Origin of the sequence: Archangium minus (genome assembly GCF_044360475.1) — a bacterium.
Lineage (GTDB): Bacteria > Myxococcota > Myxococcia > Myxococcales > Myxococcaceae > Archangium > Archangium minus.
This window is the reverse complement of sequence record NZ_CP043494.1, coordinates 10,928,568-10,955,400: the sequence shown is the minus strand read 5'-3', so window position 1 is coordinate 10,955,400 and position 26,833 is coordinate 10,928,568. Positions and strand designations below refer to the sequence as shown.

Here is a 26,833-nt window from a genome sequence, read left to right as displayed (position 1 = left end):
CCACGACCATGAATCGCCTCATTCGCTGGTCCATCGACAACCGCCTGCTGGTGGTGGCGGCCTGTGTGCTGCTGCTCGTGCTCGGGGTGGAGACCGCCCGGAAGATGCCGGTGGACGTCTTTCCGGACCTCACCGCGCCCACCGTCACCGTCGTCACCGAGGCGCATGGGCTGGCGCCCGAGGAGGTGGAGACGCTCGTCACCTTCCCCATCGAGACGTCGGTGAACGGCGCCACGGGCGTGCGTCGGGTGCGCTCGGCCTCCGGGGTGGGCATCTCCATCGTCTGGGTGGAGTTCGAGTGGGGCACCGACATCTACACCGCGCGGCAGGTGGTGAACGAGAAGCTGCAGCTCGTCGCCGCGCAGCTCCCGCCGGACGTGCCGCCGCCTTCCATGGCGCCCATCTCCTCGGTGATGGGAGAAATCCTCTTCCTGTCCGTCTCGTGGGACAAGGCCGCGCTGGCGCGGGACGAGGCGGGGCGCGAGGCGCAGATGATGGAGGCGCGTAGCCTGTCGGACTGGGTGTTGCGCAAGCGTCTGCTGTCCGTGGCGGGCGTGTCCCAGGTCGTCCCCATTGGCGGGGCGGTGAAGCAGTACCAGGTGCTGCTGCGGCCCGAGGCGCTCCAGGCGCTCGATGTCAGCGTCGAGCAGGTGGCGCACTCGTTGCGGACGACGAACCAGAACGCCTCCGGTGGCTTCTACGTGGAGGGCGGGCAGGAATACCTGCTGCGGGCGGTGGGACGGGCGCAGGGGGCGGGGGACATCGCCAACACGGTCGTCACGGTGCGCGCGGGTCATCCCATCACCGTGGGACAGGTGGCGGACGTGAGGGTGGGGCCCAAGCCCAAGCGCGGCGAGGGCAGTGCCAACGCGGAGCCCGCCGTCATCCTCGCGGTGATGAAGCAGCCGGACGCCAACACTCTGGCTCTCACTCGACGTCTGGACACGGTGCTCGATGACATCCAGCGCACCCTTCCCCAGGGCCTGGTCATCAACCGCAACATCTTCCGGCAGTCGGACTTCATCTCGGTGGCGGTGCACAACGTGTCCGTGGCGCTGCGCGATGGCGCCATCCTCGTGGCCGTCATCCTGCTCGTCTTCCTGATGAACCTGCGGGCGACGTTCATCTCGCTCATGGCCATTCCGTTGTCGCTGGTGGTGGCGGTGCTGGCGCTCGCGGCGTTTGGCGTCACGCTCAACACGATGACCATTGGCGGGCTGACCATCGCCATCGGCGCGCTGGTGGACGATGCCATCATCGACGTGGAGAACGTCTTCCGGCGCCTGCGGGAGAATGCGCACCTGCCCGAGGGACAGCGCCGCTCCGCCTTCGAGGTCATCTACCGGGCCTCGGTGGAGGTGCGCGGCTCCATTGTCTTCGCCACCCTCATCATCGTCCTCGTCTTCGTGCCGCTCTTCTTCCTGTCGGGGCTGGAGGGGCGGATGCTGGCGCCGTTGGGGCTGGCGTACATCGTGGCCATCACCGCCTCCCTGGTGGTGGCGGTGACGGTCACCCCCGCGCTGTGCGCGTACCTGCTGCCCCGCGCCCGCTCATTGGGCCACGAGGAAGGGGGGGTGCTGCGCTGGCTGAAGGCGCGTTACCAGCCACTGCTCGCCTGGGCGCTGGCACGGCCTAAGGCCATCCTCGCCGGTGCCGGCCTGGCCTTCCTGGCCACGCTCGCCATCATTCCGTTCCTCGGGCGCGCCTTCCTGCCTGAGTTCAACGAGGGCACGCTCACCCTCAACGTCGTCACCCTGCCGGGCACCTCGCTGGAGGAGTCGGACAAGCTCGGCCGCCGGGTGGAGCAGGCGCTGCTGGCCCTCCCCGAGGTGGTGTCCACCTCCCGTCGCACGGGCCGCGCGGAACTGGACGAGCACGCCCAGGATGTCAACGCGGCGGAGCTCGACGTGAGCCTGGACCTTTCCAAGAGCCACCGCAGCAAGGAGGCGCTGCTGGAGGCGATGCGCAAGTCGCTCGCCCAGGTGCCGGGGGCCGTCATCACCATCGGCCAGCCGCTCTCCCACCGCATCGACCACATGCTCTCGGGCTCCCGGTCCGCCATCGCGCTGAAGCTCTTCGGGGACGACCTGGAGAAGCTGCGGGAGCTGGCCGAGCGGGTGAAGAAGGTAGCCGAGGGCACCCCGGGCGCGGTGGACGTCTCCATCGAGCAGCAGGTGGACATTCCCGAGCTGGAGATTCGCACTGACCGGGACGCGGTGGCGCGCTACGGCCTCACCACGGGCCAGGTGACTGAGGCGGTGGAGCGGGCCTTCGCCGGGCAGACGGTGGGCTCGGTGCTGGAGGGGCAGCGCGCGGTGGAGCTCGTGGTGCGCCTGGACGACGCCTCTCGGGCGGACCTGGACGCCATCTCCTCCACGCTGATCGACACGCCCGCGGGGCCTCGCATCCCGCTGAAGATGCTCGCGAACCTCTCGCGCTCATCCAGCCCGAACACCATCAGCCGCGAGGGCGTGCAGCGCAAGATGGTGGTGCAGGCCAACGTGGCGGGGCGGGACTTGTCCGCCGTCGTGGACGACCTGCGGGCCCGGGTCGCCCGCGAGGTGTCGTTCCCCACGGGGTACTTCCTCGTCTACGGCGGCCAATTTGAGAGCGCCGAGGAGGCGGCTCGCAGCATCGCCCTGCTCAGCGTGGGCGTGGTGGTGGGTATCTTCCTGTTGCTGGTGGTGGCCTTCGACTCCGTGCGCAATGCGCTCCTCACCCTCATCAACCTGCCGCTGGCCCTCATCGGCGGGGTGGTGGCGGTGGCCCTCACCTCGGGGGTGGTGAGCGTGGCCTCGCTCGTGGGCTTCATCACCCTGTTCGGCATCGCCACGCGCAACGGCATCCTCATGGTGAGCCACTTCGAGCACCTGATGGTCGAGGAGGGGAAGAGCCTGCCCGAGGCGGTGGTGCAGGGCTCGATGGAGCGCCTGGCGCCCATCCTCATGACGGCCCTGTCCGCGGGGCTCGCGCTGGTGCCGCTCGTCATCGCCGGTGGTGAGGCGGGCAATGAAATCCAGGCCCCCATGGGCGTGGTCATCCTGGGAGGGCTCCTCTCCTCCACCTTCCTCAACATGCTGGTGGTGCCGGTGCTCTTCCTCCTCTACGGCAGGTCACCCGTGGTTCGTGCACACCTGGTGTCCGGCGAGGGGTGAGACGGGTGGGGCGAGGGTAGAACCCGAGTGGGCTCGATACCCTCACCCCGTCCCTCTCCCGGGGGGAGAGGGGTGTTGCTTGCTTTTGACTACAGCGCCGCGATGACCGCGTCGGTGAACTCGCGCGTGGTGGCGCTGCCACCCAGGTCTCCCGTGCGCGCCCGGCTCTCGCCGTGGACCTTGTGCAGCGCGTTCTCGAACTTGCGCGCCTCGTCCTTCAGGTCCAGCCAGTCCAACATCATCACCGCCGACATCATCAGCGCCGTGGGGTTGGCCATGCCCTTGCCCGCGATGTCCGGCGCCGTGCCGTGCACCGCCTCGAACATCGCCGTGCGCTCGCCGATGTTGGCACCCGGCACCAGGCCCAGGCCGCCCACCAGGCCCGCACACAGGTCGCTGACGATGTCACCGTACAGGTTCTCCATCACCAGCACGTCGTAGCGCGTCGGGTCCTTCACCAGCTGCATGCACATGTTGTCGATGATGACCTCCTCGTACTGGATCTCCGGGTACTCCCGGCCCACCTTGCGGGTGCAGTCGAGGAAGAGGCCATCCGACAGCTTCATGATGTTGGCCTTGTGGACGCTCGTCACCTTCTTGCGACCGTTCTTCTTGGCGTACTCGAAGGCGAAGCGGGCAATGCGCGTGGAGGCCTTCTCGGTGATGATTTTGAGCGACTCCACCACGCCCGGGACGATGATGTGCTCGAGGCCCGCGTAGAGCGACTCGGTGTTCTCGCGCACCACCACCAGGTCCACGTTCTCGTAGCGCGTCTTCACTCCGGGAACGCTCTTCACCGGACGCAGCGAGGAGTACAGGTCCAGGCGCTTGCGCAGGCCCACGTTCGCCGAGGCCATGCCGCCACCCACCACGGTGCCCGTGGGGCCCTTGAGCGCCACGCCGCTGCGCAGCACCGCCTCCACCGTCTCGTGGGGCAGGTTGGTGCCGTACTTGGCGATGACCTCAGTGCCCGCGTCCTTGAACTCGAACTCGAGGGGGGCCTTGAGGGCCTCGAGGACGCGGATGGTGGCCGCCATGACCTCGGGGCCGATTCCATCACCATTGATGACCGTGACCGTACGCGTATTCGCCATGTCACGCGCTTCAAGCACAAAAGGCAGGGGCCCGAAAGGGCGAAAACGCCCTGGGTCCAGCCTGGCTAATGCATGGGTGGAGTCTGGATGGGAGGCGTGGGCGGAGGCCCCTTGGGGCCTGCCGGAGGGGTACGCCGGCCGCGGCGGCGCGGGGCGAGGGTGGCATACGGCCGGTAGAAGGACTCCCACAGGGTGGAGCGGCGCCCGCGCGGCCGGCTGCGCAGCTCTCCCAGCGGGGCCCGGGTGAAGAAGGACGCCACGAAGAGGTAGGTGAACACCAGCACGAGCAGGAAGAGGAACGCCATCACCACCCCTCCGTGGAGGGGGCCCACGTGGGCTCGCTCCACGAAGTCTCCGAAGTCCCTGGGCGCGGCCGGGTGGCTGTACACCTTGACGAACCAGGAGAGGGTCAGCACCAGCAGGATGGGCCCGTAGGCCCGGTTGAGGCGGGTGGAGATGGCGGAGAAGACCGACAGCTGCAGCTGGGGCCGCTCCATGAGGCTGACCAGCTCGCGCAGGGAGTCGGGGTCCGCCGGCTCCCGGCGCAGCATGGGAATCCAGTAGCCCTCCTCCAAGAGTCTCACCCGCCTCATCCACAAGTCGTAATAGCGATAGCGGCGCGCCTCGATGGACAGGAAGGACACCACCATCCAGATGCCCACGATGAAGACCACGTGGGACGCGGTGGAGGAGAAGCCGAAGGAGATGACGGCCGCGGTGGTGGTGAGGGACCAGTTGGTGGTGTTGTCCAGACGTGAACGCCAGGTGTCCGACCGGCTCAGCTCGCCGCGGAACAGTTGAGCCATGGACGTGTCCGAGAGCGACGGCGCCTCGTACTCGTTCTTGTCGCGCTCGCTGCCGTCGCTTGCCATCTTCGACCCTCCCTTGAGGTACCCCGGGCGAGCGGCTGGCCAGACCGGCCCACCATGCCCACCCTTTCCCGGAGGAACCATGGCCATTCCCTTCCTCCAAGACACCCCGCTGCCTGTGGACCCGGTGGCCGCCCTGCTTCAACTGCTCGAAGAGGAGGAGGAGCGCGTGGTGCGCCTGTGGGCCAAGCGCATCCGGGCGGAGACGTACGAACTGGACATCCCCGGGCGCAACCTGCGTGCCCCCCTGCGCGGGATGATGGATGAGCTTGTCCGCCTGCTCAGGGACCGAGGGACAGACGCCTTGCGCCTCTGGCCGGAGGTGGTGCGCTCGCACGGGGCCCGCCGGTACGATCAGCGCTTCGACTCGGAGGACCTGGCGCGTGAGTTCAAGGCGCTGGAGGAGGTGCTCCTCTATGTCTACGCCAAGCGCAACGGCCTGTTGGAGCCGGAGGTGGCCACCTTCATCGTGGAGCTGGTGGGCGAGGCGCACGCCTCGGCGCAGGCCTCCTTCGCGCGGGTGCTGAAGACGGAGGAGGTGCGCTTTCGCGAGGCGGCGGTGATGGAGTCGGTGCTGCACCACGTGGAGGTGGGCATCCTCCTGGCCGAGATGGACGGGACCGTGTCCTTCGCCACGCCGCCGGTGAGCCGCCTCATCGGTGTGCCCATGCGGGCCGTGGTGGGCTCGCGCTCACAGACGTCGCTGTCGGCGGTGCTCACCCAGGTGAATGCGCGGCACCCGGGCGGCGAGCCCTTCAAGGTGAGCGACATGCCCTTCATGCGGGCGCTGCGCGAGCACGGGCCGGTGCGCGGGGTGATGATGGTGGTGGAGCGGCCCGGCGGGGGCGAGGCCTCTCTGGAGATGAGCGCCACGCCCGTCTGGGAGGAGGGGGGCGAGCTGGCAGGCGTCATCCAGACCTTCACCGACCGCACGGAGGCGGCCAACAAGACGAAGGCGCTGGTGAGCGCGCACGGCGAGCTGCGGCGGTTGCAGGGGCGGCTGCTGCAGCGCACGCGCACACAGGCGCTGGGACAGCTCGCCAGTGGTGCGGCGCACGCGCTCAACAACTTCCTCAACGTGCTGCGGCTGCGCATCACCCTCTTGCGGCGCGAGTTCAAGCCCGAGCACCTGGACGCGTTGGACAAGACGGTGGGCCAGGTGGGCGAGCTGGTGGCTCGGCTGCAGGAGTTCAACGTGCAGCGCACCGAGGAGCAGATCTCCGACGTGCAGGTGGACGCGACGGTGCGCGAGGCGCTGGAGCTGGCGCGCGCGGAGCTGGAGCAGCGCGAGCACCCGGTATCCGTGGAACTGCACCTGGGAGACCCGGGGGCGGTGCGGGCGGATCCAGGCTTCTTCCGCGAGCTGGTCGTGAACCTGCTGCTGGCCGAGCGGGAGCGGCTGGGTGACGTGGGCGGGCGGGTGCGGGTGGAGACGCGGACGGAGTCGGACGGCTGGGTGTTGTTGCGCGTGGAGGACCACGCCACGCCGTACGGCACGGAGGACATGACGCGCATGTTCGACCCGCTCAACCGCGACGCGGGGGCGCCGCAGCTCTCGCTGCTGCTGGCAGTGGCGCGCAACCAGGTGCAGCGCTGGGGCGGCGAGCTGTCGGTGGAGAACCTCTCCGGCGGGCATGGGGCGGCCTTCGTGGTGCGGCTGCCGCTGGCCAGGTCCTCGGAGGAAGCGGAGCAGGCAGCAGCGGGGCGAGGGCCAACGGCGGGCCCGCGGCGCTTCCAGCAGACACGCCGGGTGCTGGTGGTGGACGACGATCCAGACAACGCGCGAATGATGGCGGAGGTGCTCAGCGAGGAGGGGTACGACGTCAAGGTGGCTCACAGCGGCGATGTGGCGCTGAAGATGTGGGAGGAGCGCCGTTACGATGCCGCGCTGCTCGACGCGGTGATGCCGGACCTCTCCGGATGGGAGGTGGCACGCGAGCTGCGCAAGCGCTCACCGCAAGCGCTGCTGGCCATCGTCACGGGCATGGACGTGCGCGGGCAGAACCGCTCCAACCTCGCGTTGGTGGACGCCGTGTTCCGCAAGCCCATCGACGTGGGCGCACTCGATGACTTTCTCGGCCAGTCGGAGTCTCCCCCATCTGGCAGTGGTGGCGGTTCCAGCACCGCTGGCGCCTCTCATGCCCCGGCGTGAATCGTTGGACACCGGGGATGTATTTCTTCAGGCTCAATGACAGACGGGGCTGGGTGTGAATTGCCTCGGCTGGGTGTGCGTTGCCTCGCCTGACGAAGGCGGAGGGAGTGGATACAGTGTCCCCCCATGCTCGGTTCCTCAACTCGGCAGGGGGTTCTCATGCACGTCAGCGATGACCGGGTCTGGTGGCCAGAGGCTCCCTCTGGCTCGGAGGAGGACCTGGCTCAGCGCCTGGCGTTGGCCTCACCGTCGGATACGGCGCGAGGCATGTTTCTGAGAGCCACGTTGGACGCAGTGCGGACCCTGGGAGACGAGGAGGCGGTGCGCCTCTGCCAGCGGGCGAGCGGGGAGGAGAAGCTGGTGGACTTCTTCATCTACCCCGTCAGCGCGAACCTGCGGATGGTGTTCACCGCGGCGAGGATGTTGGAGGCGCGTTGCGGCGGCTTCGACGAGGCGCTCCGGCAGCTCGGGTACAAGGCGGCGGAGAGCTTCCTGGCCTCCGCGGCGGGCATGGCGCTGCAGCTACTGGCCAAGGGAGACGTGAAGCGGCTGGTGGGCCACCTGCCCTCGGCGTACCGGGCCTCGGTGAGCTTTGGGGTGCGCTCCGTCTTGTGGACGGGGCCGACGAGCGGCCGGCTCACCATGCGGCGCGAGTTCATGCCTTACCCCTTCCATGAAGGGGTGCTGCTGGGGGTGCTGCGGAAAGTGAATGCGCGCGGGGCCCAGGTGCGCGGACATCAGCTCTCCACGCTCGAGAGCGACTACGACGTCTCCTGGGAGGCGTGATAGGGGGAGGCCATGAGCCTCCCGTCTCGTCCGCTCTCCGCCGCCATCTTCGACATGGATGGCACCCTGGTCGACAACATGCGCTTCCACGTCCAGGCCTGGGTGGCCTTCTCCCGGAGCCTTGGCCTCGAGTCGTCCGCCGAGCGCTTCGAGCGGGAGTTCAACGGCCGGCGCAACGCGGAGATCATCCCCGCGCTGCTCGGCCGGCCTGTCTCCGCCGAGGAGTTGGTCCAACTGGAGGAGCGCAAGGAGTCCCACTACCGCGAGCTCTACGCGCCGCACCTGCGGCTCTTGCGCGGTGGCCACGAGTTCCTCACGCGCCTGCGCGGTGCGGGCTTGAAGCTCGCGGTGGCCTCGGCCGCGCCCCACGCCAACCGGGCCTTCGTGCTCGACGGGTTGGCGCTGCGCCCGTTCTTCTCCCAGGTTGTCGGCGCCGAGGACGTGAAGCGGGGCAAGCCCGCCCCAGACGCCTTCCTCGCCGCTGCGAAGGCCCTCGGGGTGGACCCCTCCGCGTGTGTCGTCTTCGAGGACGCCGTGAATGGCATCCTCGCCGCGCGCGCGGCGGGCATGTTCGCGGTGGGTGTCACCACCCTCATTCCCGCAGAGGTGCTGCGTGAGGCCGGTGCCCACTGGGTCATCCCTGACTTCGCCTCGCTTCCTGCGGAGTTCGAGCAGCTTCTCTTTGGTGCGCCGTAGGCCCGGTGTGAGCCAGACACGCCTCTACCTACCGGGTCACCCATGACCATTCTCCGATGTGGCTGTTTGAATCCCATCCCATCGGAATCGTGAAAAGCATTGCAGCGCAGAAAGCATTCACAGACATGCCCTCCTTGTTCGCTGCTGTTGCAATACAACAATGCGAGTGGATGAGGGAGGGACGGCTTTCGCGTCCTCTGCGAAAAGCATTCGCTGGGCTGGGGTCTACTGACAGGCCGTCCCAAAACATTTAGGATAGGCATTCCTCAGCGCGGCTGATTCCTGCCAAGGGGGACACACATGGCCGTGAGTAGTGCCGCACGCACCAAGTGGGTAAAGGCAGACACCTGGGCACAGGAATTGGAGCGGCGGAGGAGTCTGGCCACATCAGACGACACCATTCGGGGAATGCTGTTCAACGGGACGCTGGAGGTCCTGCAGTCGATGGGCGCCGAGTCGTTGGTGAAGCGCTGCATCGAGGAGAGTGGGGAGACGCGCTTCCTGGACTTTTTCAGCTACCCCGTCCAGAAGCACTGTCAGATGGTGTCCACGGCGTTGCCCCTTCTGGTGGAACGGTATGGGGACGCCGAGCAGGCGCTGCGGCAACTGGGGCGATTGGCGGCCAGTCGCTTTCTTCGGGTGGGGGCGGGAAGGGTGATGCTGTCGCTGTCGCCGCGCACCCCCAGGCAGCTGCTGTACGCGCTGCCCATGGCGTACCGCATGGCGGTGAGCTTCGGCGAGTACGAGATACGGTGGACGGGGCCAACGAGCGGCCGTCTCACCTTGAAGCGCGACTTCATGCCCCACCCCTTCCATGAGGGGGTGGTGGAGACGTCGCTGACGTTGTGGGGCGCGCGTGAGGTGCAGGTGAGTGGGCGGCAGACGGGTGGGCTCGACAGCGAGTGCGATTTCTGCTGGCAGTGAGACAAGGGGAGCAGGGGAATGATCAACGCGGCGATCTCGTGGAGTGTGTCGCCCCGGGATGGCGGGCAGTTCTGGGGACAGCGCATGGCGCTGGCAACCTCGGAGGATATGGCTCGCGGGCTGTTCCTCCAGAGCGCGTTGAAGGCCGTGCGGGAGCTGGGGGACGAGGCGCTGGAGAAGCGCTGTATCTCCGCCTGTGGGCAGGCCCGCTTCTTTGACTTCTTCAACTACCCCATCCGGCAGCACCTCCAGATGCTGTCGGCCGCCATGCCCGCCTTGGCCGCGCGCCATGGGGACGTGGAGCAGGCCTTATGGTTGATGGGGCACTGCGTGGCCATGGACTTCCTGGAGTCCGAGGCCGGGAGGACCATGCAGGTGCTGGTGCGCGGTGAGGCGAAGCGGCTGGTGAACAACCTGCCGTCGACCTACCAGGTGTCGGTGAATGGGGTGCGCTCGGTGAAGTGGACGGGGCCGCAGTGCTGCCGCTTCTCCATGAAGCGCGACTTCCTGCCCGCTGCCTTCCACGAGGGCATGCTGGTGGCCATGCTCGAGCGCATGGACGCCAGCAAGGTGAAGGTAGTGGGCCGCCAGGTGGACGTGCTCGACAGCGAGTACGACATCTCCTGGCAGTAGGGGGCTGGAGCGACAGGTCGTCACTTCTCGTGCGGTAGGAATCCCGTTAGCCTCCTTCCCCGGAGCGATGGGACTTGGTGCCATCGACGAGGGGAACGCATGAGCACGGGTGCGGAGTCAGGCCCTCTGCCACCGGATGTCTGGGCGCTGGACCTGGCGCGGCGCTTGGAGCTGGCGACGCCTGAGGACTCCGTGCGAGGCATGTTCCTGCGAGGCATGTTGGAGTCTGTCCGGGAGCTCGGGGACGAGGCGCTGGTGCGGCGCTGCCTTGAGGCCTGTGGCCACGAGAACTTCGTGGACTTCTTCAGCTACCCCACTGCGTTGGAGCTGCGGATCATCTCTGTTGCCATGGAGCCGCTGGCGGCGCGGTACGGGAGCTTCGAAGAGGGGTTGCGGATGCTGGGCCGGCATGCCGTGAACGTCTTCCTGAGCTCCCATGCGGGCCGGATGTTGCTGATGGTGGCCGGAGGCAGTCCCAAGCTGCTGGTGACCAGTGTGCCCACCTGCTACCGGTTCGGGGCGAGCTACGGCGAGCACCACTTGCAGTGGCTGGGGCAGACGCGCTGTCTCTGGAGCATGAAGCGGGAGTTCAAGCCCTACCCCTACCAGGAGGGCGTGTTCATGGCGTTTCTCGAGAAGACGAGCGCCCGAAACGTGCGCGTGGTCGGACGCAAGACGGGCGACCTGGATAGCGAGCTCGACATCTCCTGGGAGTAAGCCGTGGGGCGTCGGGCGGCCTAAACTTCGCCTCGTGGACCCTTCTTCTCTGGAGTACATCCGCCGCAAGGTGGAGGCCGGTGAACCCCTGAGCGACGTGGAGCTGGACGTGCTCCGCTCCGCGGCACGGGACACGCCCGGGCCCACGCTGAGGCTCGCTGTGGCGCACGCGCTGGTGAACGCGGGTGCGGAGCGCGAAGCCCTGCGCCTCTTGGAGTCACTGCGGCGCGACTTTCCAAAGGATGTGCAGGTGCGGTTGGGGCTGGCGCGGGCGCTGCTCGGGCTGGAGCGTTCGGGTGACGCGGAGGCTGTGCTGCGCGAGGCGCTCGTCCTCAATCCGGGAGACCCAGAGGCCCTCAAGGTGCTTGCCGTGCTTGCCCTGCGGCGGGGCGAGCACGGCCGGGCACAGGCGTACGTGGAGGAGGTCCTGGAGGGCGATCCTCTCGACGGGGATGCTCGGTTGCTCCAGGCGGAGCTGGAAGCTGCGGACGTGCCGCCCGCACCAGTGCCCCGGCTTCAGGCGCTGCGCTCGGAGTTCACCGCCGCGCTGCTGGCCGCGCTGCACCGGGCCCGGGTGGCGTGCCGACGGCAGGGGAAGGATCTGCTGGTGAGGCTGGCCTCGGGAGAAGTGGGCCGCGTGGACGTGGCCTCGCTTTACGCCGCCTACCACGACGGCACGCAGGACCTGTCCACGTATGTGGAGGGATTGGTGGCACGGCTCCAGGGCCTGTCCGGACTCTCTGGGGAGGCGCACTCCCTGGAGACGAGGGTGCGTCCGGTGCTGCGGCCCGCTGGCTTCGCGGCGCAGGCCGCAGGGGCGCTCCACCGAGAGGGGCCCGCGGGGCTCGAGGTCTTCTACGTCCTGGAGGACGCGGAGTTCGTGCACTACTTGCCCGAGGCGTCGCTCGGACCCGCCGGGCTCACGAAGGAGGGGGTGGACGCGAGGGCCTGGCGCAACCTGGAGGCGGACCCCGCGCCGGTGAGGCCCGTGGTGCTGGACGAGGGGCAGGTGGTGCTCGCGGAGTCCTTCAGTGGCCTGTGGGCGGTGGCCGGGGGCGATGGGTACGACGCGGCCCGGCTCCTCACGGCGGAGCAGCGGCGGCGGCTCGTGCTGCACGCGGGCGAGGTTCCCTTGCGCATCCACCTGGGCCGCCGGGAGTTCGCGCTGGTGTGCCGTGAGTCGGACGCATCCGCGTGTGAGTCACTGTCCCGGTTGGGCAGTGCCCCGGACGGCATCGCCGGCCTCTTCCGCCTCGCGGACGGCGGGCTCGAGCGCGCCTGAGCTACCCCGCGGTGGCCACGGGCGGCAGCACGTCCACCACGTTCACCTCGCGGAAACCCAGCGAGAGGAACAGCACGCGCAGCGTGTTCTCCGCCGAGCGCCGGGCCCGCTCCTTCAAGCGGGCATCGCCCTTCACCTCGCGCTCGAAGGCCTCGCGGGCCTTTTCCAAGAGGAGCGTCGTCTGGGCGCTGTCCAGGTTGGAGCCGATGATCTCCGTCTCGCCCGGCTTGAGCTCCACCTTCACCTCCAGCGGCGGGAGGGCCACGTCCACACGCGTGCCCTGGACGCGCAGTGAGGAACCCTGGAGCCGGCTGAAGTCGTAACCGAGGTGCACGTCCGCGAAGACGATGGCGCGGCCGCGCGGCGTATGGATGGAGTAGGCCGCCCAGTTGATGACGTCCTTCCAGAGCGAGTTGGTGGCCTGGGGCTCCGGAGAGAACTCCACCTTCTTGTAGAGGGACACCTCGAGCGTCTCCAGGCGGGCCACCTCGTGGATGCGGGTGACGAGCGCTGGAGTGTCGGGCAGGGCAGAGGGCTTGGGACGGAGCCAGAGGAAGGCGCCCGCAGCCCCGACGGCCAGGGCAACAACGACGAGCAACACCCGCAGGAGGAGACGCAGCATGGGCCGCCATTCTAGCCGTTGTGGGGTAGGGTTCGCCGCGCCATGAGTCTGCTGTCCCTTCGAGATGAAGAAATCCAGTCACTCGGTGAGCAAGGGTGGTTCACCCGCGCGTCCTTCCTGGGGGAGGCGAATGCACGGGCCCTTCACGCGGAGGCGAAGGCGCGCGTCGAGGCGGGCCTGCTGCGCCCCGCGGGCATCCGCCGTGGCGCGGACCACTCACTGAACCGGGACATCCGCGGCGACTTCATCACCTGGGTGAAGCCCGAGGAGCAGGGCTCGGCGCTCAGCCGCCTGCGGGACGCCTATGCCGCGCTCGGTGAGACGCTGTCGACCGAGGCCTACCTGGGGCTCGGGCGCTTCGATCTGCAGCTCGCCTGGTACCCAGGCAGCGGGGAGCGGTACGCGCGCCACTTCGATGCCTTCCCCGGCCAGTCCAACCGGCGCGTCACCGCCATCTACTACCTCAATCCGGACTGGGTGCCCGCCCATGGCGGCCTGCTGCGCCTCTACCTGGAAGGAGGCACGGTGGACGTGGAGCCCACGCTCGACCGGCTCCTGGTGTTCCTCAGCGAGCGCATCGAGCACGAGGTGCTGCCTGCTCACGGCCCCCGGCTCGCACTCACCGCCTGGTTCTACGGTCGGAACGCGGGCTGAGCCAGCAGCACCACCGAGTAGCCCACCGCGACCTTCGTCCCCACGTTCTCATACGAGTGTTTCTGGTCCCCCCGGAACACCACCACATCTCCTGTCTCCAGGACGAAGCGCTCGCCGCTGGCCACCAACGCCATTCTCCCCGCCTCGCACACCAGGTACTCGCGCGTGCCCGGCGTATGCGGCACGCCCGTCAGCCGGGCTCCTGGCGGGAGCTCCATCCGATCGAACTCCATCCCCGGGAGCGGGTCCGGCAACAGCTTGCGCACGAAGCCCGGTCCCCGCGTCCGTACGACCAGGCTCTCTCTTGGATAGTGCTGGGCATTGGCCCGTGGCCTCGCCACCAACTCCTCCAACGACACCTGCAGCGCCGACGCCACCCGGTGCAGCACGCCCAGCGTTGGGTTGCTCGCTCCCGACTCCAGGTTCGCCCACGTTGCTCGAGGCACTCCTGCCAGCTTGGCGAGTTGTGCCTGGGTCGCTCCTCGAGCCTCACGCAGCGCTTTGATGTTGCGCGCCAGCCAGCCGGCCAGCTCCTCGTCGCTCATGAGATGGCATTCTGCCAATGCATTGGCACCGAGGCCAACGAATGAGCGTTCCGGGAGTACTCCTGATGCAAGGAGGAAACACCATGAACCTCGAAGGAAAGGCAGTGCTGATCACGGGAGCGAGCCGGGGACTCGGTGAGGCGTTGATGGAAGCCTTTGCCAGGAAGGGGGCGCGAGTGGTGGGCGTCTCTCGGAACGCGGAGGAGATGGAGGCCGTGGCCTCCCGGCTGCGGACTTGGGGCTATGAAGCCCATGCGCTCGTCGCGGACGTGGGCGACAAGCAGTCCATCCATCCCTTGGTGGGGGCCGCGGCGGCCCTGGTGGGCCCCATCGACGTCCTCGTCCACAACGCGAGCACGCTGGGCCCCACGCCGCTGCCGCTGTTGCTGGACACCGCCTGTGAGGACCTCGGGCACGTGTTGGAGGTGAACCTCGTGGGACCCTTCCGCCTCACGAAGGCCATTGCTGGCTCCATGGTGCTGCGCGGTGGGGGCCTGGTGGTGCACATCACCTCGGATGCCGCCGTTGCCGCCTATGCGCGCTGGGGCGCCTATGGCGTGTCCAAGGCTGCCTTGGAGCACCTCGGCCGCATCTGGGCCGCCGAGCTGGAGGGCACAGGCGTCCGCTTCCTCAACGTAGACCCCGGCGAGATGGACACCCGCATGCACCGCGATGCCATTCCCGAGGCCGACCCCGCGAGCCTCGCGCGTCCGAGGGACGTGGCTGCGCGCATCCTCACCCTCGTCGAGTCCGCCCAGGCCCACCCGTCTGGCTCCCGCCTGGAGGCCGCTCGTGTGGAGCTGGTGCATCCGGAGGCCGCATGAACGCCGCCCGTTGGCCTCGGGAGCATCCGGACTCCGGACGCCTGCTCCATGTGGCGCCCCGCTCGGGGCGTCTCGACGATGTCTGCATGACCGACCTGCCTCGGCTGCTACGTTCGGGCGACCTGCTCGTCCTCAATGACGCCGCGACACTCCCCGCGGCTCTGCAGGGTCGCACGGAGGCGGGCGCCCCCATCGAGTTGCGGCTCGTGTCCCGCGAGGAAGAGGGCACCTGGACCGCCGTCCTCTTCGGCGCGGGGGACTGGCGCACCCGCACCGAGGAGCGGCCACCGCCTCCCACCGTCTCCCCGGGCGAGCGGCTCATCCTGGGCGAACTGGGCGCGCGCGTGGTGGCCGTGCTCCCTCCCTCTCCTCGGCTCCTGCGCGTGGCGTTCGAGGCCCAGGGCGCCGCGCTGTGGGCCGCGCTCTACCGCGCCGGCCGGCCCGTGCAGTACGCCCACGTGGAGCGCCCGCTCGCGCTCTGGCACATCCAGACGGCCTATGCCTCACGCCCCTGGGCGGTGGAGGCCCCCTCGGCGGGATTGCCTCTCACCTGGGCCCTGCTGCTGGAGCTGAAGCGCCGGGGTGTGGGGTTGGCCTCGCTCACGCACGCGGCCGGGCTGTCCTCCACCGGAGAGGTCGCGTTGGATGCCGCACTCCCTCGCCCCGAGCGCTTCGACGTGCCCGCTTCCACCGTAGAGGCCATCCACGCCACGAAGGCCTCGGGTGGACGCGTGGTGGCGGTGGGCACCACCGTGGTGCGAGCGCTGGAGGGGCGTGCGGCGCAGGCGGGAGGCCGGCTGGAGCCCGGAGAGGGCGTGACAGACCTGCTCCTCGGCCCGGGCTTCATCCCGCGCGTGGTGGACGGGCTGCTCTCTGGGATGCACGAGCCCGGCACCAGCCACTTCACCCTGCTCCACGCCTTCGCGCCGCCGGAGCTGCTACGCGCCGCCAGCGTGCTCGCGGAGTCTCGGGGCTACTTGGGGCACGAGTTCGGTGACTCGTGCCTCATCCTGGAGCCATGAGTGGGGGAGGCTCACGTCAGCATCGCTGGCTCGAGCTCCACCTTCATCCAGCCTGGCTTGCGCGCATCGAAGGCACGGTAGGCTTCGAGCGCGCTCGTCAGCGGCTGCACGTGAGAGAGGAGCTCCGTCGGCTCCACCGCGCCCGTGCGCACCAGCTCCAGCAGGTGGGGGATGTACTTGCGGTGATTGCAGTTGCCCATGTTCAGCGTCAGGTTCTTGTTCATCGCCTGGCCAATGGGGAACGTGCGCATCTGCTGCGGGTACACGCCGATGATGGCCAGTGTGCCGGCCTTGGCCATCGCGTCCACCGCCCACGTCACGGCCTGGGCCGGCGCATCACCCGGCACCCAGTTGTCTCCATGCGGGTTGGTGTGCGGCGCCACTTCCTTCTGCTCGCGCTTGAACTCGGCCTTCTCCTTGCGCGCTGTCTTCGCCGCGGGCCCGTGGTGCGCGTGCATCGAGTCCACGCCCACCGCGTCAATGGCCCGGTCCACGCCGATGCCACCCGTCAGTCGGAGGATGGCTTCCACCGGATCCTCCTCGTCGAAGTTGATGATCTCCGCGCCCTGCGCCCGCGCCGCTTCCAACCGGTCCAGGTGGCAGTCGATGGCGAAGATGCGCCCTGCGTCCATCAGCTTGGCGCTCAAGATGGCGAACTGGCCCACCGGCCCGCAGCCGAACACCGCCACCGTGTCACCCGGGCTGATCTCCGCGATGTCTGCCCCGTAGTAGCCCGTGGGGAAGATGTCCGACAGCAGGATGGCCTCCTCATCCGTCACCTCGTCCGGAATCTTCACCAACCCCACGTGGGCGAAGGGAATTCGCGCCTTCTCCGCCTGCAGCCCATGGAAGGGCCCGCTCATCTCCGGTCCGCCGAAGAACGCCGTCCCCGCGCGCTTGCCATTCGGGTTGGCCACGTCGCATTGCGCGTAGTAACCCGAGCGGCAGTACGAGCACGTGCCGCAGGCAATGGTGGACGGAATCACCACGCGGTCTCCCACGCGCAGGTTGCGCACGTCCTTGCCCAGCGACTCCACCACGCCCACGCCCTCGTGCCCGAGGATGGTGCCCGGCCTCATCCCCGGAAAGGTGCCGCGCACGAAGTGCAGATCCGTGCCGCAGATGGCGCTCGCCGTCAGCTTGACGATGGCATCCGTGTCCTGCTGGATGACGGGCTCCGGTACGTCCTCGAGCCGGATGTCCCCAATCCCATGAAAGACGACCGCCTTCATTGCCGCTCCTTCCCCCGTGGGGCACCAGGCGCCGGGCGCACTGGTGTCGCAATCTCCCCGCTAGGGGTGGGCATGCGCTCCGTCCGGTGCCAGACGCGAGCGCTTCCCTTCCGGGAGGGCAGGCGGCGGGGCTAGCGGCCGACGTGCAGGGTGAGCCGCTTGTTGAAGACGCGGCGGAAGAGAGCCGTCTCGCGCTCCACCGTCCACAGCTCCAGGTCCACCGGCTGGCGCGCCTTGAAGTGCAGAGACACCGCGTCGCGGCCGTTGACGGCCCGCAGCTCCTTCACCGGCTGGTGGTGGCTGCTATCCAGCGCGTTCGCCACCCGCAGCAACGTGGCCAGCTTGCGCACCAGGCGGGCCTCGGCGGCGCTCAGCCCCTGCATCCCCGAGTGGTTCAGCTCCGGCGGGCTGCGTTGGTGGTAGCGCGCCACCCGCGCCACCAGCTCGCGCTCACGGTCCGTCAGGCCGGGGATGTCGCCGTTGTGGATGAGGTAGTACGTGTGCTTGTGGTGGCGCTCGTAGCTGACGGCGTTGCCCACGTCGTGCAGCAGCGCGGCGACCTCCAGGTACGGCCGGCACGAGAGCGGCAGGTTGTGCAGCGAGGCCAGCTCGTCGAAGAGGGTGAGGGCCAGCGCCGCCACCTGTCGCGCGTGCTTCTCCTCGAAGAAGAGGCGTCGCCCCATGGACACCGCCGCATCCGCCAGCGAGTGGTCCTCGCGCGTCGTGTCTTGCCGGTACAGCAGGTCCACCAGCAGCCCGTCGCGCAGGCCTCGGTTGACGCCGGTGACGCTCTCCACGCCCAGGTGTTTGGCCACCCGCTCGAGGATGGTGGCGCCCGCCACGATGATGTCCGCGCGCCGCGGATCGAAGCGCTTGCGCCGCCGCTCGGGTGTCATCTCCGCCAGCGTCTCCACCGTCTGGGTGAGCTGGCGCATCGACGCGTGTCCGGTGCCCTCGCTGGCCGCGAAGCCCACCACCGCGTTGATGGTGCCGGAGGAGCCCAGCGCCACCCGGGGCAGGTTGGGCAGCCGCTCGGGGATGGCCTTGCGCATCTGCTCTTCCACATAGCTGCGCATCAGCCGCAACTGCTTGGGCGTCACCTTCCCGGCGGCATCGAACATCTCCGTGAGCCGCACCGAGCCCAGCGGCAGGCTCCACAGCTCATCCGGCCGCTCCCCCGTGGCGAGCGCCACCTCGGTAGAGCCCCCGCCGATGTCCACCAGCAGCGAGCGCGTGTGCGCCGGCTTGCGGTGCAGCACCCCCAGGCAGATGAGGCGCGCCTCCTCCTTGCCGCTCACCACCTCCAGGTTCAGCCCCGCCTCATCTCGCACCCGCCGGACGATCTCCTCACGGTTCCTCGCGTCCCGCATCGCGCTGGTAGCCACCGCTCGCACCCGGGCCTTGTGCCGCCGGCACAGCGCCGCGTAGCGCCGCAGCGTGGACAGGAGCCGATCCGCCGTCTCCTTGGGCATCTCCCCGCTGGCGAAGACGCCCTCGCCCGGGCGGATGGGATCCCTCTCCTGGTGGAGCGTCTCCAGCGAGCCCTCGGCGTCGGGCCGGGCCAGCTCCAGACGCACTGCGTTGGTGCCCACGTCAATGGCGGCGAGCACGGGCTGTAGGGTCGATGTGGGCATGGTCTCTAAGATGTCCGGAATGGTTGCTGCTCGAAGGAGTGGGTCACAGGGCGGGGGTGGTCAATCTCTATTAGAGTTTCGTGACAGCTCCGTGACGTGACGTGGAAGTGCACCTGCAAGAGTCTCCGCCCGTGGAATTCAATGATCCGCAGCTCTTCATCAACCGAGAGCAGTCGTGGCTCGCCTTCAATGAGCGCGTCCTCGATGACGCCCGCGACCGTGAGCTCCCTCTCTACGAGCGTTTGAAGTTCTTCGCCATCGCCTCCTCCAACCTGGATGAGTTCTTCATGGTCCGCGTGGCGGGCCTGAAGCAGCAGCTGGCCAGTGGAGTGGCCGAGACAGCGGCGGACGGCATGCTACCCGCCGAGCAGCTGAGTGCCATCAGCGAGCGCGTCCACAAGCTGGTGGATGCGGCCTCGCTCCTCTGGGTCGAGGAGCTCCATCCCAGGCTGACGGCCGCGGGCATCTCCATCCTCACCCGCGACAAATTGACGGCCGAGCAGAAGGCGGCCGCGCGGACCTACTTCACCACCTCCGTCTTCCTGGCCCTCACCCCGCTCGCGGTGGACCCGGGGCACCCCTTCCCGCACCTGCGCAACAAGTCCCTCAACGTGGCGGTGTTGCTGCGGCGCGAGGGTCCCAAGCGTCGGCGCAACGTGCGCGGCACCTCGCTGGCCGTGGTGCAGGTGCCCAGCGTGCTCCGCCGCCTGGTGCCAGTACCCACCGACAAGGGCTCCGCGTTCCTGCTGCTGGGCGAGCTCATCGCCCTGTGCGCGGGCGACCTCTTCCCCGGCTACGTGGTGGAGCATGCCGCCGCCTTCCGCGTGACGCGCAACTGGGACATCAACGTGGATGAGGAGGAGAGCGAGGACCTGCTCTCGACCATCCAGGAGGAGCTGCGTCGGCGGGACCGGGGCGCGGCGGTGCGCCTGGAGCTGGACGCCGTGGCCAGCCCTCAAATCGAGTCCCTGCTCACCGCGGCCTTGAAGCTGGGACCCATGGACGTGTACCGGCAGCAGGCCCCGTTGCAGCCCTCGGACCTGATGACCCTCACGGAGCTGGACCTGCGGCCGGAGCTGCGCGTGGAGCCCTTCGTGCCCACCGTGCCCGCGGTGCTGCGCGACACCGAGTCCCTCCTGAGCGTCGTCGCCGAGCGCGACATCCTCCTGCACCACCCCTACGAGTCCTTTGACCCAGTGGTGCGCTTCCTGGAGGAGGCCGCTGAGGATCCGAACGTCCTGGCCATCAAGCAGACGCTGTACCGCACCAGCGGTGACAGCCCCATCGCTCGGGCCCTGTCGCGCGCGGTGGAGAATGGCAAGCAGGTGGCGGTGCTCGTGGAGATCAAGGCCCGCCTGGATGAGGCCAACAACATCGCCTGGGCGCGGAAGATGGAGGAGAGCGGGGTGCACGTTGTCTACGGCCTCATCGGCCTGAAGACACACTCGAAGGTGGCGCTGGTGGTGCGCCGCGAGGGCAATGGCATCCGCCGCTTCGTGCACCTGGGCACGGGGAACTACAACCCCAACACCGCGCGCCATTACACGGACCTGTCCCTCTTCACCTCGCGCACGGAGATCGCCGACGACGTCAGTGCCCTCTTCAACATGCTCACCGGCTACGCGGTGGCCCCACAGTGGAAGCGGCTGGCCGTGGCGCCCATGGGGCTGCAGGAGAAGGTGCTCTCGCTCATCCAGCGCGAGGCGGAGAAGGCCCGGCGCGGCGAGCCCGCGCGCATCGTGGCGAAGATGAACTCACTGGTGGACTCCACCGTCATCCGTGCCCTGTACGCGGCGAGCCAGGCGGGCGTGGAGATTGATCTGCTGGTGCGAGGCATCTGCTGCCTGCGGCCGGGTGTGCCGGGGGTGAGCGAGCGCATCCGCGTGACGAGCGTGGTGGACCGCTTCCTGGAGCACAGCCGGGTATTTGCCTTCGGGGCTGGCAACTCCCCGGAGGTGTGGATGAGCAGCGCGGACTGGATGCCGCGCAACTTCCTGCGCCGCATCGAGGTCATGTTCCCCGTGGAAGACCCGGCCATCCGCCAGCGGTTGCTGGACGAGGTGCTGGGCGTGGCGCTGAAGGACAACGTGAAGGCGCGGCGGCTGCAGGTGGACGGCACCTATGTCCCGGTGGGCAAGGATGGGACGCAGGTGCGCAGCCAGACGGTGCTGATGGAGCTGGCCCGGCGCAACAACCAACAGGACCCCAAGCCGCTCGAGGCCCTGCGCCACGCGACGGCCCCCGAGCGGCGTGATGAGCCGCTCGTGCGTCCGGCGCCGCAGACCGCCAATTAAGCGGGCCCCTATGGGAACACGGGCCCTTTTTCTCATCCGGAGCGATGAGGCATTGGTGTCCGGGTTACCCATGGCGTATGTCATGGCCGATGGAACTTTTCCAGGCGGGCGCCTACTGGGGATGTCGCGACGAGTCCGCCGAGGCGTGCGCCCGGCGGGCGGAGGTCCTGTTCGGGCAGCTGGGCCGATGCGACCCGGCCTATGCCCAGTGGTACGAGTACGTGTACTCGCGCAAGCACGCGCTCCGGCTTCCGTTCAAGCCCACCGCCGAGACGTTCCTGGGCTTCTTCGACAGGAAGAAGTACCGGCTCGGCAAGGACGGGTTCATCTTCGAGGCCTGGACGGGGCAGGAGCAGCGGGGACGCGGCGGCATGCTGAGCTTCACCTGTGGCTCCGGTCTGCCCTTCTACGCCAACGGGTGTCTTCTCCACCTGCCCCGTGAGCAGCCGGCCGCCGGCCGCGTGCTCACCGTCCCCGTGCTGACGGAGGTGGTGCGCGCCCTGGTGCTGGCGTGGGACCCGGACGGCTGCGCGGTGATTTCGGAGGAAGACCGGGACTCGAAGAAGGCCCTGGAGGCATCGGCCCCGTGCATGGGGTGGCTCATGTACTTCTCGCACCAGCGAGGACGCGTGCCACCCCTGCCCAGGCCCGTGCGCGTCGAGCCGATGGAGAACAGGGGCACGCTCGTCATCCTGACTCCGGAACGCTTCTCCGTGGAGAACCGGGCCCATGTGGACCTGGCCGAGCGCGTCCGCGTGCGGCTCGCGGCGGCGGGCCTGCTGCCGCCGCCGCAAGGTTGAACCCGGCCCTGTTCAGTTCGCCTGGCAGCCGCTCGGGTCGATGACGCGATCCTGGGTGAACACCTCGAACGTGAGCTCCACTCCTTGGATGGACTGTCCAATCCCTGGCGTGGTCGCGGTGCCGTAGACGTTGTCCGGGATGATCAGGAACCAGTCGCCCACCAGGCTTCGTTTGTAGAGCAGGATGTTACTGGGGTCATGGCCCGGCCCGGCGATGCTGCACGCCCTCGTGGGCACCTTGGACTGGAAGCCGGTGCTGCAGCTCGGGTCCGAGAAGTCACACGTGGGGGTTGGCGAGATGCAGGGGAGGATGTTCTCGAAGTGAAGCGGATTCTTGACGGGTTCTCCTGGGGCGTTTGGATTTTCCGGATCTCTTATTTCGTAGCGCTCGATGTCCAGCAGTTCGAAGTCCGCGACCCAGTTTCCGCCCTCGGAGCAGGCATCATGGCCCACGGTGAATGCGTCGAGGGGGGTCCGTGCGATGTAGACCAACCCGTTGGGCGGTGTGGTCGGGCCTACCAGGTTGACGTGCACATTGTTGATGCGATGGTTGCGCAATATTCCCAGAAGGGGATCGTTGCGTACATCCATGTGGTCCAACTTGAAGCGGTAGACGTGCACCGTCGGCTCGTTGCCCCCAATGGGGAACCCCATGGCCTTGAGTTGCGCGATGTCGTCAGCGGCAGCGGGTACGAAGGGGTTGCCAACCACGCGGCGGTAGTAGGGCCGTACCGTGCCTGACCCTCGTGGAATGGCTCTGTCCAGCGCCGAGACCCGGTCAAATAGCTCCTCGTAATTCACCAGGGTGAAATTGTTGGGTTGGCGGAGCTCGGGCGGTAGCCCGGAGCCGCCGGTCGTTGGACTGAAGGGGAGGAACTCGTACTCCGCCTGTCTCACGAGCTTCCAATAGCGCCTCGCCAGGTTGTCCACTCGAGTGGTGGCGGACGTAAAGGCCTGCCGCGAGAACTGGATGCGGTCGAGCATGCTCAGTTGTTTATTGGCGATGGCATCCCTTGCTCGCCGGGCCATCTCGTTCGCGGCCATGGACCGGACGCGCATGGCTCGGGTCTCGAGCTTCGCTGTTTCATAGTCCAGCTTCGCCTTCTCATATTCGGCCACCAGATCCAGGTACTCGAGCGTCAACCGCTGCTGGGTCTCCTGTGCGAGCAGGCGCCGGACATCTTCCGCCACGGCGCTGCGCGGTACGACGAGCGGAGTCGTTCCCGGGGAGGTATTGCGCCCGTGCGAGATAAGGTCCCAGGCACGCTGGCCCTGATCCGACAAGGCCTTCTTGACCGGCGCGCTCGAGATGGCGGCTTGGGCCGACCCCGTCACCATGTCCCAGAAATCGTCCTTCGTCTCCTGAGGCGTCGGCGGGTTTTCTCCGGCAGGAGTCTCGGGAGGCTCCGTGACGGTTTTGCCTTCCTCCTTCTGAAACAACCCCTTCAGGTCCCTGCCGATGACGTTGACCACCCTGCCACCGAGCTCGCTCAGGAACTGACCGGCGAAGGACTTGGCCACACCCAGACCCAATCCAATGATGAACTCACCCAGGTTCGGTGGATCCTCCTTGGGCTGGGTGAGCACCAGATCTTCCTTGATCGCATTGATGGCCTGCTGGCGGAGCTCAAGTGCCTCCTTCTTGGCATCCATGACCAACTTGGCGGAATCCTCCTTCCCCTTCGCCACCCTCACGTCGGTCCCGCGGCTCTCCGACTCTTTTAGGAGTTCCTTGGAGTGGAGCTCGAGATCCTCCATCAAATCGATGGAGTTGGAGAGCACCAGGTAGCGAGTCAGCGCATCGGCCATCACATTGTACTCATCCTTGAATTGCTGGTGCAGGTCGCTGTAGTTCTCGTTGGTATTGATTTTTGCTTCACGCGGCTGGCCCCAGAAGTCCAGGCCCGCCCGCAGGTAGGAGAGTCGCGTCTGGACCAGTCCCAGGGTGGGGCAGAGGTTCAGGGTGAGAGGATCCAGTCCGGCGAGAGGATCCGGTTCGGGCTGATCAGGAAGCGGCTCGCAATTGATGTCATTGCGCACCACCACGCTCTGCAGCCGCATGAGGGTGTGCAGGTAATGGAAGTGTGCGAGTTGCTGCTGTCCTTCCTTGAAGTGGTGGTTGGCGGCGGAGAGGTCCGTGATCCATTGGTTGGGAGAGAGCAGCGAGCGCAACGTGTCCGTCTGACGACGCTCGATCCATCGGACGTTGATATCCCCGGCGGTGCCCTGTTGCCCCGATACTCCGTCTTTGGACAGGTGGCCAGCGGAACAGGAGACGAAGACCTTGCTGTTCATGCAGGCCGGGTCGCTCGTGGGGGGACACTTGGGCACATAGTCCGCGTACGAATAGCTCTTCCCCTTGAACCCGTATACGCCGGCCACGCCGGGCTTGCTGGTCGCGGAAATCGCGGCGGCGGGATTCACCCCATTCCATACCGGAGGCAGCGTCGTCAGCTGCTCGTGCGGGGTCTGGCTCCGACCCTCACAGACGAATTCACCAAAGAAGGGGTTGTGGAGGCAGGTCTCCTCATTGCAATCCCTCACGCCGTTGCCATTGTTATCGATGCCGTCCGTGCACTCGGCCAGGGTGTTCTCGAAGTCGCCGCACACCGAGGACGCGAGCTGGTTGTTTCTGCACTGGTAGTCCCTGCAGTCGACGAAGCCGTCGCTGTCGTTGTCCAGCCGGTCGGAGCAGGTCGCGACCGTGCTTTCCTTCAGGAATGGATAGTAATCCTGCGCGCAGATCTTGACGTAGGGGTTCCTGGAGCAGTCGTAGTCTTTGCAGTCGGCGAACCCGTCACGGTCGTTGTCAATGCCGTCGGTGCAGGCTTCTAGCGAGTTCTCGGTGGTACATACCTTGATGGTCGAGTTGTTGCGGCACTCGTAATCCGCGCAATCCACCTTGCCGTCGAGGTCGTCGTCGAGGCCATTGCTGCAGGCCGCGGTGCTGGCCTCCTCCACGCCGCTGGTCCGGACGTAGAGCGCGTTGCTCGAGCCACCGCAGATGGAGAGTGCCTTGCACTGGTCGTCGTTGCAGTCCGCGGCGGAGTTGCGGTCGTTATCCAGGTCATCCTTGCAGGATTCGGGGTTTCCCTCGCCCTTGCAGAAGCCGTGGGAGCGGCAGTTGAAGTCGGCGCAGTCCTTGTAGCCGTCACCATCGTTGTCCACATCGTCGGTGCAAGCCTCGACCGAGAACTCCCGGAACTGAGGCGTGGAGGTCACCTTGTGGGCGCAGACCGAGACGTAGGGATTGGCCGCGCAGTTGGGGTCCTCACAGTCGACCTTGCCGTCCACGTCGTTGTCGATTCCGTCACGGCACTGGGCATTATCGGCCTCGGTGAGGACGTCGCAGATGGCGATGGAGGGATTGTTCGCGCAGAGCGGGTTGGCGCAACCGAGGGCAGGATTGCTGAAGCACTGCCACTCGGTGATGGGCGTGGTGGAGACCGGTGCACGAGAGGGTCCGCTGCCGATGAGCGTGGTGTAGCGCACGAGAACGTCACCCGCGTGGCCGCCGTTGCCACCATCACCACCGTCCTGGGAGTCTGTAAAGATTTCGCCCGTACATGTGGCCTTCGCCGCGGGCTCGTAGGTGATAAGGACGTTGGGCGTTGCGGGATTGGCATCGACATCTCTGCCTTTCGCTCCATCCTCTCCCGGGGCGCCGTCGGTCAGGGCCCGCAGCTTGTCGAGCACGTTGGCGAAGACGATGACGGAACCGCCGTTTTCTCCATGGCGACCGCTCCTCGCCTTGGTGTCCACAGGGGACTCCGGCCGCTCCCGGTAGAAGGTCGCTTGTGTATCGATCTTGTGGCCGTTGCTCTTGAAGGACTCCGAGACAATGAACAGCGAGCGTCCCTGGGTGGTCACGTCACCCGCGAGCTCGACGTTCCACCCCAGGAGCAGGACCACGTCCACCGGCTGCTCCGTCAAGGGAGCGCCCAGGGAGTCCGTTTCGTAGAGGGGGTCGCATTGGAAGTTCGCAGAAGATGCACACTCCGCCGCGGCATTCAGCGAGGTATGCGTGATGACGGGATTCTGCTGCGCGAACACGCCGTCCGCCTGGGGCAACAGGACCTGATTGCCCGACAGGAAGATGGGGTACTCCCGCGAGTTGGCCTCCAGGTAGCGCACCACCGGATCATGCAGCTCCGTCTTCTTGTGGGCCTTCTCCAGCGCGGCGATGACCTCCGGGTGCTTCGAACCGACCCGGGCCTTGAGCTCGCTCAACCGCATCATGGCGGCCTTGGGGCTCGGTGGGAGGCCCGTGGTCTCGTTGTAGCTCCAGGGCGGAAGGATGGTGCTGTTGATCCGCGCCGACTTCGTGATGAAGGGCCCTGTCGGTTGCTCCACCTCCGCGGGCCCCAACGCAGGTTGACAGCCGTAGAGCCCCAGGAGCAGCAGGGCGGCTGCCTTCTTGAATCGCATATGGATTGTCTCCCCTGTAACAAAGGCGGGGAGGTACATGTCAGGCGAGGCGTGATGAAGGCGTGACGGCTACCGGAACCTATCGGCACCCACCCTCTCGTCGAGGGCTCCGTTTCTCAAACTTGGAAAAAACGGCTTGCTCTCTCGGGCGCGAAAAGCGCCGGTACGCCTCTACTCTCCAATCAAACGAGAAAACCATCTGCCACTGTCTATGGCATCAAGAAAAGCGGTTTTTCAGTACTAAACCAGTTGGTGACTGTCTGGATGTGACGTTAGACTTGGAGTGCAGTTGAAATGACATCCAGTAGCAGAACTCGAGTCAAAGACCCCCCCATGAACTCCACGAAACCGACAACAACGTCCTCCGGTTCGTCTGGGCGCCCCTCCGCTTCGGCCCTGGCGACGGTGTTTGCCGCTGTCGTGTCGCTGACGGCTTGCGGCGGTAGCAGCGAAGGCGGAGGTACGGGTTC

Annotated in this window: 20 protein-coding genes; 13 read left to right on the top strand and 7 right to left on the bottom strand. The window is 67.4% G+C overall.

Annotation, left to right across the window (positions count from 1 at the left end):
- The first annotated feature begins 8 nt into the window (after positions 1-8).
- Positions 9-3,155 carry an efflux RND transporter permease subunit gene (locus tag F0U60_RS44865; RefSeq protein ID WP_395809569.1) on the top strand — a complete coding sequence of 1,049 codons (3,147 nt, stop codon included), beginning with the start codon at positions 9-11 and terminating at the stop codon, positions 3,153-3,155.
- Between the two features lie 89 nt (positions 3,156-3,244).
- Here F0U60_RS44865 and F0U60_RS44860 read toward each other — a convergent pair whose 3' ends face one another.
- Together F0U60_RS44860 and F0U60_RS44855 are read right to left on the bottom strand one after the other, a co-directional pair.
- A complete protein-coding gene (locus tag F0U60_RS44860; protein WP_395809567.1) occupies positions 3,245-4,249 on the bottom strand; it encodes an isocitrate dehydrogenase (NAD(+)) in 1,005 nt (334 codons plus the stop codon).
- A gap of 65 nt (positions 4,250-4,314) precedes the next feature.
- Complete coding sequence (locus F0U60_RS44855) at positions 4,315-5,121, bottom strand: DUF2270 domain-containing protein (protein ID WP_395809565.1); 807 nt, start codon at positions 5,119-5,121, stop codon at positions 4,315-4,317.
- Between the two features lie 79 nt (positions 5,122-5,200).
- Here F0U60_RS44855 and F0U60_RS44850 point away from each other — a divergent pair, with 79 nt between their 5' ends.
- From F0U60_RS44850 to F0U60_RS44820, 7 genes are all read left to right on the top strand, one after another.
- Positions 5,201-7,270, top strand: a complete 2,070-nt coding sequence (locus F0U60_RS44850; RefSeq protein ID WP_395809563.1) for a response regulator — start codon at positions 5,201-5,203, stop codon at positions 7,268-7,270.
- 159 nt (positions 7,271-7,429) lie between these two features.
- A complete protein-coding gene (locus F0U60_RS44845) occupies positions 7,430-8,056 on the top strand; it encodes a TIGR02265 family protein (protein ID WP_395809561.1) in 627 nt (208 codons plus the stop codon).
- 12 nt (positions 8,057-8,068) lie between these two features.
- Positions 8,069-8,752 (top strand): HAD family hydrolase, encoded by a 684-nt coding sequence (locus F0U60_RS44840; protein WP_395809559.1) that lies wholly within the window; start codon positions 8,069-8,071, stop codon positions 8,750-8,752.
- A gap of 300 nt (positions 8,753-9,052) precedes the next feature.
- Positions 9,053-9,676 (top strand): TIGR02265 family protein, encoded by a 624-nt coding sequence (locus tag F0U60_RS44835; RefSeq protein ID WP_395809557.1) that lies wholly within the window; start codon positions 9,053-9,055, stop codon positions 9,674-9,676.
- 18 nt (positions 9,677-9,694) lie between these two features.
- Positions 9,695-10,309, top strand: a complete 615-nt coding sequence (locus F0U60_RS44830) for a TIGR02265 family protein (RefSeq protein WP_395809555.1) — start codon at positions 9,695-9,697, stop codon at positions 10,307-10,309.
- 99 nt (positions 10,310-10,408) lie between these two features.
- Positions 10,409-11,026 (top strand): TIGR02265 family protein, encoded by a 618-nt coding sequence (locus tag F0U60_RS44825; protein ID WP_395809553.1) that lies wholly within the window; start codon positions 10,409-10,411, stop codon positions 11,024-11,026.
- Positions 11,027-11,060: 34 nt separating this feature from the next.
- Positions 11,061-12,308 (top strand): tetratricopeptide repeat protein, encoded by a 1,248-nt coding sequence (locus F0U60_RS44820; RefSeq protein WP_395809551.1) that lies wholly within the window; start codon positions 11,061-11,063, stop codon positions 12,306-12,308.
- A gap of 1 nt (position 12,309) precedes the next feature.
- On the opposite strand, the gene F0U60_RS44815 is transcribed toward F0U60_RS44820, so the two are convergent.
- Positions 12,310-12,930: a DUF4230 domain-containing protein gene (locus tag F0U60_RS44815; protein ID WP_395809549.1), complete on the bottom strand. Its 621-nt coding sequence runs from the start codon at positions 12,928-12,930 to the stop codon at positions 12,310-12,312.
- Positions 12,931-12,972: 42 nt separating this feature from the next.
- Between F0U60_RS44815 and F0U60_RS44810 the strand changes: the two genes are divergently transcribed.
- Positions 12,973-13,584, top strand: coding sequence for a 2OG-Fe(II) oxygenase (locus tag F0U60_RS44810; protein ID WP_395809547.1), 612 nt, complete (start codon positions 12,973-12,975; stop codon positions 13,582-13,584).
- On the opposite strand, the gene F0U60_RS44805 is transcribed toward F0U60_RS44810, so the two are convergent.
- Positions 13,563-14,129, bottom strand: a complete 567-nt coding sequence (locus tag F0U60_RS44805; RefSeq protein ID WP_395809545.1) for a helix-turn-helix domain-containing protein — start codon at positions 14,127-14,129, stop codon at positions 13,563-13,565. The two genes, F0U60_RS44810 and F0U60_RS44805, sit on opposite strands and share 22 nt — an antisense overlap.
- An 83-nt stretch (positions 14,130-14,212) precedes the next feature.
- Between F0U60_RS44805 and F0U60_RS44800 the strand changes: the two genes are divergently transcribed.
- The gene (locus F0U60_RS44800) at positions 14,213-14,953 is read left to right on the top strand and encodes an SDR family NAD(P)-dependent oxidoreductase (RefSeq protein ID WP_395809543.1); all 741 of its coding nucleotides are present in this window, start codon (positions 14,213-14,215) and stop codon (positions 14,951-14,953) included.
- Positions 14,950-15,975 carry an S-adenosylmethionine:tRNA ribosyltransferase-isomerase gene (locus F0U60_RS44795; protein WP_395809541.1) on the top strand — a complete coding sequence of 342 codons (1,026 nt, stop codon included), beginning with the start codon at positions 14,950-14,952 and terminating at the stop codon, positions 15,973-15,975. The genes F0U60_RS44800 and F0U60_RS44795 overlap by 4 nt, the downstream gene beginning before the upstream one ends.
- 11 nt (positions 15,976-15,986) lie before the next feature.
- On the opposite strand, the gene F0U60_RS44790 is transcribed toward F0U60_RS44795, so the two are convergent.
- Together F0U60_RS44790 and F0U60_RS44785 are read right to left on the bottom strand one after the other, a co-directional pair.
- Entirely contained in the window at positions 15,987-17,207 is a 1,221-nt protein-coding gene (locus F0U60_RS44790; RefSeq protein ID WP_395809539.1) for a zinc-dependent alcohol dehydrogenase, read from the bottom strand.
- A gap of 131 nt (positions 17,208-17,338) precedes the next feature.
- Complete coding sequence (locus F0U60_RS44785) at positions 17,339-18,841, bottom strand: HD domain-containing protein (RefSeq protein WP_395809537.1); 1,503 nt, start codon at positions 18,839-18,841, stop codon at positions 17,339-17,341.
- A gap of 131 nt (positions 18,842-18,972) precedes the next feature.
- On the opposite strand from F0U60_RS44785, the gene ppk1 reads away from it, so the two are divergent.
- Both ppk1 and F0U60_RS44775 read left to right on the top strand, forming a co-directional pair.
- Positions 18,973-21,135 (top strand): polyphosphate kinase 1, encoded by a 2,163-nt coding sequence (gene ppk1 / locus F0U60_RS44780; protein WP_395809535.1) that lies wholly within the window; start codon positions 18,973-18,975, stop codon positions 21,133-21,135.
- A gap of 89 nt (positions 21,136-21,224) precedes the next feature.
- Positions 21,225-21,935: an immunity 52 family protein gene (locus F0U60_RS44775; RefSeq protein WP_395809533.1), complete on the top strand. Its 711-nt coding sequence runs from the start codon at positions 21,225-21,227 to the stop codon at positions 21,933-21,935.
- 12 nt (positions 21,936-21,947) lie between these two features.
- On the opposite strand, the gene F0U60_RS44770 is transcribed toward F0U60_RS44775, so the two are convergent.
- Positions 21,948-26,363 carry a hypothetical protein gene (locus tag F0U60_RS44770; RefSeq protein WP_395809531.1) on the bottom strand — a complete coding sequence of 1,472 codons (4,416 nt, stop codon included), beginning with the start codon at positions 26,361-26,363 and terminating at the stop codon, positions 21,948-21,950.
- Positions 26,364-26,833: the final 470 nt, after the last annotated feature.